This is a genomic window from Micromonospora sp. ATLC20, from assembly GCF_057196585.1.
In genome coordinates this window covers 1-11,602 of the sequence record NZ_JBXUOV010000182.1, presented here as the reverse complement: position 1 = coordinate 11,602, position 11,602 = coordinate 1, and the positions used below count along the sequence as shown (strand labels likewise).

Below are 11,602 nucleotides of genomic sequence, written 5' to 3'. Positions count from 1 at the left end.
GCCGGGCGCGGCGCGGTGCCGGCCGGAGCGGAGCCGGTCGGCGGCCCGCCAGGCGTCGTCCAGGGCGTGGCTGACGGTGCGGGCGTCGCCGGCCACGAGCCGCAGCAGCGCGTCGCCGTCCTCGGCGCCGAGCAGCCGCGCCACGCCGTCGCGTTCCTGGGCGACCAGGCGGTCGACCCGACGGCCCACCTGCTGGTGCAGCGCGTCGCGGGTGTCCAGCAGCCGCCGGTGCGCCGCGTGTACGGCGGGGCGGAGCGCGTCGGTGACCCCGGCGGTGGCGATGGCGCGCAGGATGCCCACGTCGCGCAGCCCGCCGGCCGCCTCCTTGAGGTCGCCTTCGAGCAGGAAGGCCAGTTCGCCGTGCGCCTCCCAGCGCGCGGCGGTGATCTCGCGCAGGCCGGGGAGCTGGCGGATCGCGGTCCGCCGCCAGTGGTCGGTGGCGGTACGCGCGAGCTGGTCGGTGAGCGCCGGATCGCCCGCCACGTGCCGGGCGTCGAGCAGGCCGAGGGCGACCTTGACGTCGTCCTGGGCCACCGACAGCGCCTCGGCGACGGTGCGCACCGAGTGGTCCAGCCGCAGCCCGGCGTCCCAGATCGGATACCAGAGCGACGCGGCCAGCTCGTCGATGCCGGGTACCCCGGCGTGCAGCAGCACCAGGTCGAGGTCGCCGTAGGGGGCGCACTGGCGGCGGCCCAGCCCGCCCACCGCGACGAGCGCGACCCCGTCCCGGTCCGGGAAGGCCCGGCACAGCCAGGCGTCGAGCGCGTCGGCCCGGGCGGTCCGGGCGGCCGCGCCGATGCCGGCGGGAACGCCGGCGACCTCGTTGACCACGGGCACGCCGTCCCCGGTGGGGGCGGCGGCCGTGGTCAACGAGGTCACGTCGGCGGATCCGGCGATCAGAGGGCGTCGAGCCCGCGCTCGCCGGTACGCACCCGGACGACCTCCTCGACGCCGGTCACCCAGACCTTGCCGTCGCCGATCTTGCCGGTCCGGGCGGCGCCGACGATCGCGTCCACGATCTTGTCGACGTCCATCTCGTCGGTGAGCACCTCGACCCGGATCTTGGGCAGGAACTCGACCGTGTACTCGGCACCCCGGTAGACCTCGGTGTGCCCCTTCTGCCGGCCGTAGCCCTGGACCTCGCTGACGGTCAGCCCGGCCACGCCGAGCGCGTGCAGGGCCTCCTTCACCGCGTCCAGCTGGTACGGCTTGATGACCGCGGTCACCAGCTTCATGTCCAACCCCTCCATCCCAGGAACGTTAACCGGCGACCTTCTCGCTGACCGGCGCGGACTCGTCGGTCTCGACGGCGGGCTCCGCGGCCGGCTTGCCGGCGCCGATCCCGGCCATCGCGAACGCGCCACCGCTGCTGCCCGTGGTGGGCGACAGGTCGTAGCCGCTCTCCGCGTGCTCGGCGATGTCGATGCCGTCGACCTCGGCCTCGGCGGAGACCCGCAGGCCGATCGTCTTGTCGATCACGAAGCCCAGGGCGAAGGCGACCACGAAGGAGTAGACGCTGACGATCAGCGCGCTGATCGCCTGCTTGCCGAGCAGCGAGGCGTCGCCGCCGACGAGCAGACCGTCGGTCTCCACCAGCGAGCTGACCGAGGCGGTGCCGAACAGGCCGATCCAGAGGCAGCCGATCCAGCCGCCCACGAAGTGCACGCCTACCACGTCGAGCGAGTCGTCGTAGCCGAGCCGGTACTTCAGGCCGACCGCGAGGGCGCAGACCGCACCGGCCACCACGCCCAGCAGCACCGCTGCGGCCGGGGTGATGAACGCACAGGCCGGGGTGATCGCGACCAGGCCGGCGATGGCGCCGGACGAGGCGCCGACCAGGGTCGGCTTGCCGTCGCGCAGCCACTCCACCACGATCCAGCCGAGCAGCGCGGCGGCGGTGGCGACCTGGGTGTTGATGAACGCCAGCGCGGTGACCCCGTCGGCGGTCAGCTCGGAACCGGCGTTGAAGCCGAACCAGCCGAACCACAGCAGCGCGGCGCCGAGGGCGACCATCGGGACGTTGTGCGGCTTCATGCTCTCGCGCGGCCAGCCGACCCGCTTGCCGAGCACGAGCACCAGCGCGAGCGCCGCCGCACCGGCGTTGATGTGCACAGCGGTACCACCGGCGAAGTCCAGCGCGCCGATGTCGCCGCCGATCAGCCCGCCGCCCCAGACCATGTGGGCGACCGGGAAGTAGACCAGGGTGGCCCAGCCGAACGCGAACAGCAGCCAGCCGGCGAACTTCACCCGGTCGGACAGCGCGCCGCTGATCAGCGCCACGGTGATGATCGCGAACATCATCTGGAAGGCGATGAAGACGTAGATCGGGATGCCGGTCTCGCCCCACAGGTCGTTCTCGCCGACGAAGGTCTTGGTGCCGAGGTACTGGCCCAGGTCACCCCAGAACCTGCCGCCCTCGCCGAAGGCGACGGTGAAGCCGTAGAAAAGCCACAGGATGCTGACGAGCCCGATGGACGAGAAGCTCATCATCATCATGTTCAGAACGCCCTTGGACCGGTTCAGGCCGCCGTAGAACAGCGCGAGACCGGGGGTCATGAGCAGCACGAGGGCAGTCGAGACAAGCAACCAGGCAGTGTTCCCGGTGTCGATCTCCACGCTGCCTCCTCTCGTTGTCGTATTCCTCCCTCCGACTGAGACCTGGCAGCATCGCCCGTCAGCCGGTTGCGCGGAAGCTTTGTCGCCGGCTGTTTCCTTCAGCGACACCGCGCGATTTCCGACGCGTGACGGGTTGTTTCCGGCATGTGAAGAACGCCGATCTTGGTCAGCGCAGCGCGTACTCCAACTGGTGCCGCTCGTAGTCGAGCAGCCGCAGGTCACGCATAGGGCGACGCAGGTGGCCCTTGTGGACGATCCGGACGAACGCCGGTTCACCGGCGGCGGCCATCCGCCGGATGCCCTCGACGTGGTCGACGATGCGCTTGCGGATGGTCCGGATGAGCCGGTGCCGGTCGCGCGGGATCAGCCCGTAGGCGTCGGCGAACAGCCGCAGCCGGCGCGGCCGGTCCGGGTGCTTCCAGCCGAGCGTGATCGAGTCCCGGTCGGAGAAGATCGGCACCCAGGTCCAGGCCGCGTACGCCACGTCGTAGATGCGGGCGCCGGGCGAGGCGAGGTCGAAGTCGATCAGCCCGAGCGTGCCGTCCGGCCGCCAGATCACGTTGTGCGGCGCGGCGTCGTGGTGGCAGATGACCTCGGTGTCCGGCGGGGGCGGCCCGAACGAGCGCCAGACCGCGCCGGGCGGCGGGGTGAAGCCGTACTGCGCGTCGTGGAACATCCGCAGCATCGTGGCCACCGTGACCAGGGCCTCGTCGGTGACCCAGTGCGGGGCCAGCGGGTACTCCCCGCACTCCCCCTCCAGGTACGACAGGACCTCCCGGTTGCGCTCGTCCATGCCGAGCGCCCGGGGCGCGCCGGTGAATCCGACGTACTCCAGGTGGCGCAGCAGCGCGTGCACGGAGGGCGTCCACGGGCCGGCGTTGCGCCGGACCGTGTCTCCCACACGGACCACTGTGCTCACGTTCCCGCCGTGCAGCGGGATCTCCTGCGAAGTCACGTACGGTCTCCCGAGGCGTGGCGACGGGTGGCTGGGGTCGCGCCACCCCGCGTAGGCGCGATCGTCAGTCGTCACGGGAGAGGCTACGCGTCCCGGGCGAGCGGCTCGGTGCCGAGCAACGCGTCGACGAACTGTGCCGGGTCGAACGGGGCCAGGTCGTCCTTGCCCTCGCCGAGGCCGACGAGCTTGACCGGGATGCCGAGCTTGCGCTGCACGGCGATCACGATGCCGCCCTTGGCGGTGCCGTCGAGCTTGGTCAGCACCACGCCGGTGACGTTCACCGCCTCGGTGAAGACCCGCGCCTGCTCCAGCCCGTTCTGGCCGGTGGTGGCGTCGAGGATCAGCAGCGTCTCGTCGATCGGGCCGTGCTTCTCCACCACCCGCTTGACCTTGCCCAGCTCGTCCATCAGGCCGATCTTGTTCTGGAGCCGGCCGGCGGTGTCGATGAGCACGGTGTCCACGCCGGTGTCGATGCCGCGCTTGACCGCGTCGAACGCGACGCTCGCCGGGTCGGCGGCCTCGGGCCCGCGGACCGTCTCGGCGCCCACCCGGCCGCCCCAGGTCTCCAGCTGGTCGGCGGCGGCGGCCCGGAACGTGTCGGCCGCGCCGAGCAGCACGCTGCGGCCGTCCGCGACGAGCACCCGGGCGATCTTGCCGCAGGTGGTGGTCTTGCCGGCGCCGTTGACGCCGACCACGAGCACCACCGCCGGGACGCCCTCCTTCGGCGCGGTGCGCAGCGAGCGGTCCAGGCCCGGGTCGAGCGCGTTGACCAGCTCGGCGGCGAGCAGCGCGCGCAGCTCGTCCCCGGTACGGGTGCCGAGCACCCGGGTCCGCTCGCGCAGCCGGTCGACGATCTCCCGGGTGGCGTCGATGCCGACGTCGGCGGTGATCAGGCTGTCCTCGATCTCCTCCCAGGTGTCCTCGTCCAGCCGGTCGCGGCTGAGCAGGCCGAGCAGGCCCTTGCCGAAGGCGTTCTGCGAGCGGGACAGCCGCGACCGCAGCCGGACCAGGCGGCCGGCGGTCGGCTCCGGCACCTCGACCTGCGGCACCTCGACCGGAGGGGCCGGCGGCGCCTCGACCACCACGCCGGTGGTGAGTTCCGCCTCCGGGGCCTCGACCGGCGGGCCGGCCAGGTCCTCCTCCGTCCGGGTGTCGACCTCCGTGCGCGGCAGCGGCGGCTGCGGGCGCCGGCGCAGCCGGGGCACCACGAGGCTCAGGCCGCCGATGATCAGCACGCCGAGCAGGGCGAGAGCGACGAGGAGGTATTCCGTCATGCCCGAAATCCTGTCAGATGCCGGCGACGGCGTCCCACTCACCGCCTCGGCACGCGAACAACCTGCGGGTACGCTCACACCGGAAGGCGTACCGCAACCGCCGGCCGGGTAGGAATCAGCCGCAACGATCTTGTCGGAGGTGCGTCGTGCCCGGTTCCCGCCTGCTCATCGGCCCGCTGCTGCGCCGGGTCGTCGACACGCGGGCCACCATCTGGGTGGAGACCAGTTCGCCCGCTGTGGTCACCGTCCGCACGGCGGACGGCGCCACCGGCAGCTCGCCCACCTTCTCCGCGTACGACCACCACTACGCGATCGTCGTGGTGAGCGGGCTCACCCCGGACAGCGCCACCACCTACGAGGTGCTGATCGACGACGAGGTGGCGTGGCCGCTGCCCGACTCGTCGTTCCCGCCCAGCGTGATCCGCACCCGCGCGCTCGACGACGCCGACCAGCCGGTGCGGCTGTTGTTCGGCTCGTGCCGGGAGACCACCCAGCACTCCACCGCGCGCCGGCTGCCGCCTGACGCGCTGGACGCGTACGCCCGGCGGGTGATGGCCGCGCCCGACGAGGCCGTGCTGCCCGACCTGCTGGTGCTGCTCGGCGATCAGGTGTACGCGGACGAGACCTCGCCGACCGTGCGGCGGCTGCTCAAGCGGCGCCGGCGGCGGCCGAAGGACGCCCCGGCGACGCAGGTGGTGAGCTTCGACGAGTACACCAAGCTCTACCTGGAGTCGTGGCGCGACCCGGAGATCCGCTGGCTGTTCTCCACCGTGCCGAGCGTGATGATCTTCGACGACCACGAGGTGATCGACGACTGGAACACCTCGCAGTCGTGGCGCGCGGACATGCGCGAGCAGCCGTGGTGGGCCGAGCGGATCCGCAGCGGCCTCGCCTCCTACTGGGTCTACCAGCACCTGGGCAACCTCAGCCCGGACGAGATCGCCGCCGACCCGGTGTACGCGAAGGTGATCGCCGCCGAGGACGCCACCGGCGTGCTGCACGAGTTCGGTGAGCGGGTCGACAAGGAGGCCGACCTGGCGCACGACACCGAGCGCTGGCGGGCCGTGCAATACCAGTGGAGCTACGCGCTGGACCTGGGCCGCACCCGCCTGGTCATGCTGGACAACCGGTCCAGCCGGGTGCTCCTGCCCGGCAGCCGGGCGATGCTGCCGCCGGGCGAGTGGTCGTGGTTCCTCGACCAGGCGCACGGCACCTACGACCATCTGGTGGTGGGCAGCTCGCTGCCGTGGCTGCTGCCGCCGGGCATCCACCACGTCGAGGCGTGGAACGAGCGCCTGGCCGACTCCAACCGGCAGTGGGTGGCGCGAATCTCCGAGCAGATCCGCCGGGCCCTGGACCTGGAGCACTGGGCCGCGTTCCGACGCTCGTTCGAGGCGCTGGGCGAGCTGTTCGCGCGGCTGGGCAGCGGCACCGCGCCGCGCACCGGGGCGCGGGTGGGCGCCGGGCCGGCGTACGCGCGACCGGCGTCGATCAGCGTGCTCTCCGGTGACGTGCACCACTCGTACGTGGCCCGGGCGCGGTTCGCCGACCGTGACGTCCGGACGCCCGTGCACCAGCTCACCTGTTCGCCGATCCACAACCAGGTGCCGGCCGGCATGCGCCCGCTGATGACGCTCGGCTGGAATCCGGGGCCGGCCGGGGCGACCCGGGCGCTGGCGCGTTCGGCCGGGGTACGCCGCCCGCCGGTGCGCTGGCGGAAGCTGGCCGGGCCCTACTTCGGCAACGCGGTCGCCACGCTCACCCATCAGGGCCGCAGGGCCGCCGTGGTGATCGAGGGCACGACCAGCGAGGGCGAGCTGCGACCGGTGGCGCACCAGCAACTCAGCGACGGGGACTGAGTACCCTCTGAGCGTGGACGAGACGCTGCGCGCCGTGGAGCACGAGTTGACCGCGCTGCTGCGCCGCGGCCGGGCGTTGTCCTGGGAGATCGCCCGCGAGGTCCACCCGAACCTGGAACCCAACGCGTACGGCCTGCTGCTCTGGCTACGCCGCTCCGGGTCGATCCGCCTCACCGACCTGGCCGCGAAGCTGGGCATCGGCAAGGGCACGCTGAGCCGCCAGATCGGCGGTCTGGAGGCGCTGGGCCTGGTCCGGCGCGACCCGGACCCGACCGACCGGCGGGCGGCCCAGCTGAGCCTGACCGAGGAGGGCACCCGGCGGTTCGACGCGGCCCGGGCGGCACGACTCGGACAGATCAGGCGTTCGCTCGAAAGCTGGCCGAAAGAGGACGTGGCGGACCTGGCCCGGCTGATGCACCGCTTCAACGAGTCGTTCTGAGCCCCCGGCGAGGGGGAACAAAGCCGGCCCGACCCGAGTTGTTGCTCAAGGCAACGGCTTATACGGTTGCCCGAGGCAACCTTTCTCCCCCGTTCCGGAGGCAATCCACGATGACCCAGGCGACTGCGCCCGCGCGGGCGACCGCCGTCGACATGTCCCACCGGCAGATCCTGGAGGCACTCTCCGGCCTGCTGCTGGGCATGTTCGTCGCGATCCTCTCCTCCACCGTGGTCTCCAACGCGCTGCCGCGGATCATCACCGACCTGCGCGGCGGCCAGTCCGCGTACACCTGGGTGGTCACCTCGACGCTGCTGGCGACCACCGCGACCACGCCCATCTGGGGCAAGCTCTCCGACCTGTTCAGCAAGAAACTGCTGGTCCAGCTCTCCCTGGTGGTCTTCGTGCTGGGCTCGGTGCTCGCCGGGCAGGCGCAGACCACGGGTGAGCTGATCGCCTGCCGCGTGGTGCAGGGCGTCGGCGCGGGCGGCCTCACCGCCCTGGCCCAGGTGATCATGGCGACGATGATCGCGCCCCGCGAGCGCGGCCGGTACAGCGGCTACCTCGGCGCGGTGATGGCCGTCGGCACCATCGGCGGCCCGCTGATCGGCGGCGTGATCGTGGACACCTCCTGGCTCGGCTGGCGCTGGTGCTTCTACGTCGGCGTGCCGTTCGCCGTGCTCGCCCTGGTCGTGCTCCAGCGGACGCTGCGCCTGCCGGTGGTCAAGCGCGAGGTGAAGATCGACTGGTGGGGCGCCACGCTCATCACCGCCGCCGTCTCGCTGCTGCTGGTCTGGATCACCCTGGCCGGCGACAAGTACGACTGGATCTCCTGGACCAGCGGTGCGATGGTGGCCGGCGCGGCGGTGCTCGGCGTGCTCGCCGCCCGGGTCGAGAAGCGTGCCGCGGAACCGATGATCCCGCCGCACCTGTTCCGCAACCGCACCATCACGCTCGCCGTGATCGCCAGCATCGCGGTCGGCGTCGGCATGTTCGGCGCCTCGGTCTTCCTCGGCCAGTACTTCCAGATCAGCCGTGGCGCCAGCCCGACCATGTCCGGCCTGATGACGCTGCCCATGATCGGCGGCCTGCTGGTCTCCTCGACGGTGGTCGGCCGGATCATCACCGCCACCGGCCGCTGGAAGAGCTGGCTGGTCATCGGCTCGGTGCTGCTCACCGCCGGCTTCGCGCTGATGGGCACCATGCGCGCGGACACCCCGTACTGGCGCCTCGCCGTGTTCATGGCGCTGATCGGCCTCGGCGTCGGCATGAGCATGCAGAACCTGGTGCTGGCCGTGCAGAACACCGTCCGCCCGGACGAACTCGGCGCAGCCAGCTCGGTGGTGGCGTTCTTCCGCAGCCTCGGCGGCGCGATCGGCGTCAGCGCGCTCGGCGCGATCCTCGGGCACCGGGTCACCGGCTACCTGGCCGACGGCCTGAGCCGCCTCGGCGTCCCGGCCTCCGGGTCGGGTGGCGGCGGCCTGCCGGACGTGCACACGCTCCCCGGCCCGATCCGGGCCGTGGTCGAGTCCGCGTACGGCCACGCCGCCGGTGACATCTTCCTGGCCGCCGCCCCGTTCGGGCTGCTCGCCCTGATCGCGGTGGTCCTCATCCGGGAGGTGCCGCTGCGCCGCTCCAACGCCGAGCCGGTCCCCACCGGGCGGGAGACGGCCGAGGCCGTTCCGGCCGGAACGAAGGACTGACGATGGACGCCGCGGAGCGTGAACGGTACGGCCCGCAGACCCGGCCGCTGCCCTACGAACGGGGTACGGACGGGCCACGGGTGGTGCTCGTCGGCGTGGACGGCAGCCGCACCTCGATGCGCGCCGCCGCGTACGCCGCCGGACTGGCCCGGCGGCAGGGCGCCACGCTGGTGGCGGTGTTCGTCAGCTCGCCCGCCTCGTACAGCGCGATGCTCTCCGGCGTGGTGGCCGGCGCGGTCCAGCAGACCCACGACGAGCTGGCCGACGAGCTGCGTGCCGAGTGCCGGCGCGGGGCCGAGGAACTGGACCTGCCGGTGACGTTCCTGTGCCGGCGCGGCGACGCCTACACCGAGCTGTGCCGGGCCGCCGACGAGCACCGCGCCGACATGGTCGTGGTCGGCTCGTCCGAGCAGGCCGGGCACAAGCTGGTCGGCTCGGTCGCCACCCGGCTGGTCCGCACCGGCCGCTGGCCCGTCGTCGTGGTGCCGTAGGCCGGCGATTAACGCTTCGCGGCGTGCCCGGCGCTCGCCTAGCATCGCTCGGATGACCTGGACCGTGCCTGAGATCGACCGCCGCCACGAGCCGTACGTCGCCGACGAGCGCACCATGCTCGAAGGCTGGCTCGACCACCATCGCGACACCCTGGTGCACAAGTGCGCCGGGCTGACCGCCGAGCAACTGCGTACCCGAAGCGTCGAGCCCTCCGGGCTGACCCTGCTCGGCCTGGTCCGGCACATGGCCGACGTGGAGCGCTGGTGGTTCCGCCACCGCGCCGCCGCCCTGGAGTTGCCCGACCTCTACGACTACAGCACCGACCCGGACGCGGACCTCAACGACATCGCCGACGCCGACCCGGCCGAGGCGTTCGCCACGCTGCGCGCCGAGATCGAGGCGGCCCGGGAGGCGGTGGCCGGCCTGCCGCTGGAGCACACCTTCCGCCACCGCCGGGGCGACACCACGCACGAGATCAGCCTGCGCTGGGTGTACGTGCACATGATCGAGGAGTACGCCCGGCACAACGGCCACGCCGACCTGATCCGGGAACGCATCGACGGCGTCACCGGCGCCTGAGCCCGGCTCAGTACGCCAGCGCCGCCCGCAGGTACCGCAGGTCGGCCGGGCCGCTCCAGCGGTGCGCGGAGAGACCCGCCACCCGGGCGCCGGCCACCGCGCGGTCCTCGTCGTCGACGAACAGCACCCGCCCCGGCGGCGTCGCCAGCGCCTCGCAGGCGGCCTGGAAGTACTCCTTCGCCGGCTTGTGCACCCCGACGACCGATGAGTTGACGATCACGTCCAGCTCCTCGGTCAGGCCCAGCGCGGCCAGGTCGGCGTCGAGCAGGTCGGTGGCGTTCGTGCCCAGCCCGACCCGGATGCCCGCAGCCCGCACCTCGCGGACGAACGCCAGCACCTCCGGGTCGACCTCACCGCGGTAGCTCTGCCACTCCTGGACCGCCGCACGGGCCCGGTCCGCGCCGACGGCGGGGGTCAGCGCGTCGGCCACGCTCACCATCCACTGGGCGTGGCTGACCTGGCCGGTGAGCACCGGCTGGAGCAGTCCCCAGGACATCGCGATCTCACCGAGGACGCCCTCGGTCAGCCCGTACTCCCGCTCGACGCCGGCGGCCACCGCCGGATCCCAGCGGCGCAGTACGCCGTCGAAGTCCACCAGGAGCGCCGTGGCGCGTTCCCGACTCACTCGCTCGTCACCTGTTCCTCGTCGTCGGCCCGGTTGAGCCGCTGGCTGATCACCTGGGTCACACCGGCGCGCATCGTCACTCCGTAGAGCGCGTCGGCGATCTCCATGGTCCGCTTCTGGTGCGTGATCACGATGAGCTGGCTCTTCTCCCGCAACTGCGCCAGCAGCGTGATCAGGCGGCCCAGGTTCACGTCGTCTAGCGCCGCCTCCACCTCGTCCATGATGTAGAACGGGCTGGGCCGGGCGCGGAAGATCGCCACGAGCATCGCCACCGCGGTCAGCGACCGCTCCCCGCCGGAGAGCAGCGAGAGCCGCTTGATCTTCTTGCCCGGCGGGCGGGCCTCGACCTCGACGCCGGTGGTGAGCAGGTCCTCCGGGTCGGTGAGCACGAGCCGGCCCTCACCGCCGGGGAACAGCACGGTGAAGACCTGCTCGAACTCCCGTGCGGTGTCCTCGAACGCGCTGGCGAAGACCTCCAGGATGCGGTCGTCCACGTCCTTGACCACGGTGAGCAGGTCGCGCCGGGTCGCCTTGAGGTCCTCCAGCTGCTCGGAGAGGAACTTGAAGCGCTCCTCCAGCGCGGCGAACTCCTCCAGCGCCAGCGGGTTCACCTTGCCCAGCAGGGCCAGTTCCCGCTCCGCCTTGGCGGCCCGCTTCTCCTGCACCGGCCGCTCGTAACGGACCGGCTCGGGCACCGGCCGGCCCTCCTTCTCGGCGAGCGCCACGTCCGCGTCGGTGGGCGGGACGAGCCGGTCCGGGCCGTACTCGGCGACGAGCGTGGCCACGTCCAGCCCGAAGTCCTCGGCGGCCTTGGCTTCCAGCTGCTCGATGCGCATCCGCTGCTCGGCGCGGGCCACCTCGTCGCGGTGCACCTGGCTGGTCAGCCGCTCCAGCTCGGCGGCGAGGCGCTTGGCCGCGCCGCGTACCTCGGACAGCTCGGCCTCGCGCGCGGCGCGTTCGCGGGCGACGGCGTCGCGGTGCTCCTCGGCCCGGGCGATCGAGACGGTGAGCCGGGTGAGCGCCTCCCGGGCGCCGCCGACCACGGCCCGGGCGATCTGGGCGC

At 72.5% G+C, this 11,602-nt stretch carries 12 protein-coding genes; 5 read left to right on the top strand and 7 right to left on the bottom strand.

The window, feature by feature from the left end; genetic code table 11:
- The 5 genes from AC2CHG_RS26260 to ftsY form a co-directional block, all read right to left on the bottom strand.
- Nucleotides 1-879 (bottom strand): [protein-PII] uridylyltransferase family protein (locus AC2CHG_RS26260; RefSeq protein WP_484525793.1); only part of this gene is annotated, 879 nt, incomplete at its 3' end.
- Between the two features lie 17 nt (nucleotides 880-896).
- On the bottom strand, nucleotides 897-1,235 hold the full coding sequence (locus AC2CHG_RS26255) for a P-II family nitrogen regulator (RefSeq protein ID WP_013284578.1): 339 nt from the start codon (nucleotides 1,233-1,235) through the stop codon (nucleotides 897-899).
- 25 nt (nucleotides 1,236-1,260) lie between these two features.
- Nucleotides 1,261-2,616: an ammonium transporter gene (locus tag AC2CHG_RS26250; protein ID WP_262014779.1), complete on the bottom strand. Its 1,356-nt coding sequence runs from the start codon at nucleotides 2,614-2,616 to the stop codon at nucleotides 1,261-1,263.
- 166 nt (nucleotides 2,617-2,782) lie between these two features.
- A complete protein-coding gene (locus tag AC2CHG_RS26245; protein ID WP_174361701.1) occupies nucleotides 2,783-3,646 on the bottom strand; it encodes a phosphotransferase in 864 nt (287 codons plus the stop codon).
- Between the two features lie 8 nt (nucleotides 3,647-3,654).
- Complete coding sequence (gene ftsY, locus AC2CHG_RS26240; protein ID WP_262014778.1) at nucleotides 3,655-4,845, bottom strand: signal recognition particle-docking protein FtsY; 1,191 nt, start codon at nucleotides 4,843-4,845, stop codon at nucleotides 3,655-3,657.
- A gap of 146 nt (nucleotides 4,846-4,991) precedes the next feature.
- Between ftsY and AC2CHG_RS26235 the strand changes: the two genes are divergently transcribed.
- From AC2CHG_RS26235 to AC2CHG_RS26215, 5 genes are all read left to right on the top strand, one after another.
- Complete coding sequence (locus AC2CHG_RS26235; RefSeq protein WP_484525792.1) at nucleotides 4,992-6,704, top strand: alkaline phosphatase D family protein; 1,713 nt, start codon at nucleotides 4,992-4,994, stop codon at nucleotides 6,702-6,704.
- 13 nt (nucleotides 6,705-6,717) lie between these two features.
- Nucleotides 6,718-7,143, top strand: coding sequence for a MarR family winged helix-turn-helix transcriptional regulator (locus AC2CHG_RS26230; RefSeq protein ID WP_013284573.1), 426 nt, complete (start codon nucleotides 6,718-6,720; stop codon nucleotides 7,141-7,143).
- 110 nt (nucleotides 7,144-7,253) lie between these two features.
- Nucleotides 7,254-8,843: an MDR family MFS transporter gene (locus AC2CHG_RS26225; protein ID WP_262014776.1), complete on the top strand. Its 1,590-nt coding sequence runs from the start codon at nucleotides 7,254-7,256 to the stop codon at nucleotides 8,841-8,843.
- Between the two features lie 2 nt (nucleotides 8,844-8,845).
- On the top strand, nucleotides 8,846-9,334 hold the full coding sequence (locus AC2CHG_RS26220; protein ID WP_013284571.1) for a universal stress protein: 489 nt from the start codon (nucleotides 8,846-8,848) through the stop codon (nucleotides 9,332-9,334).
- A gap of 52 nt (nucleotides 9,335-9,386) precedes the next feature.
- Entirely contained in the window at nucleotides 9,387-9,914 is a 528-nt protein-coding gene (locus AC2CHG_RS26215) for a DinB family protein (RefSeq protein WP_262014775.1), read from the top strand.
- Nucleotides 9,915-9,921: 7 nt separating this feature from the next.
- Here AC2CHG_RS26215 and AC2CHG_RS26210 read toward each other — a convergent pair whose 3' ends face one another.
- Both AC2CHG_RS26210 and AC2CHG_RS26205 read right to left on the bottom strand, forming a co-directional pair.
- Nucleotides 9,922-10,539: an HAD family hydrolase gene (locus AC2CHG_RS26210; protein WP_355506832.1), complete on the bottom strand. Its 618-nt coding sequence runs from the start codon at nucleotides 10,537-10,539 to the stop codon at nucleotides 9,922-9,924.
- Nucleotides 10,536-11,602: AAA family ATPase (locus tag AC2CHG_RS26205; RefSeq protein ID WP_484525791.1), on the bottom strand; the 1,067-nt coding region annotated here is incomplete at its 5' end. The genes AC2CHG_RS26210 and AC2CHG_RS26205, both read right to left, overlap by 4 nt.

Bases quoted from the DNA above. Each gene is read 5' to 3' on its own strand.
- AC2CHG_RS26255 (WP_013284578.1), bottom strand. From the start codon at position 1,235: ATGAAGCTGGTGACCGCGGTCATCAAGCCGTACCAGCTGGACGCGGTG.
- ftsY (WP_262014778.1), bottom strand. From the start codon at position 4,845: ATGACGGAATACCTCCTCGTCGCTCTCGCCCTGCTCGGCGTGCTGATC.
- AC2CHG_RS26225 (WP_262014776.1), top strand. From the start codon at position 7,254: ATGACCCAGGCGACTGCGCCCGCGCGGGCGACCGCCGTCGACATGTCC.
- AC2CHG_RS26220 (WP_013284571.1), top strand. From the start codon at position 8,846: ATGGACGCCGCGGAGCGTGAACGGTACGGCCCGCAGACCCGGCCGCTG.
- AC2CHG_RS26215 (WP_262014775.1), top strand. From the start codon at position 9,387: ATGACCTGGACCGTGCCTGAGATCGACCGCCGCCACGAGCCGTACGTC.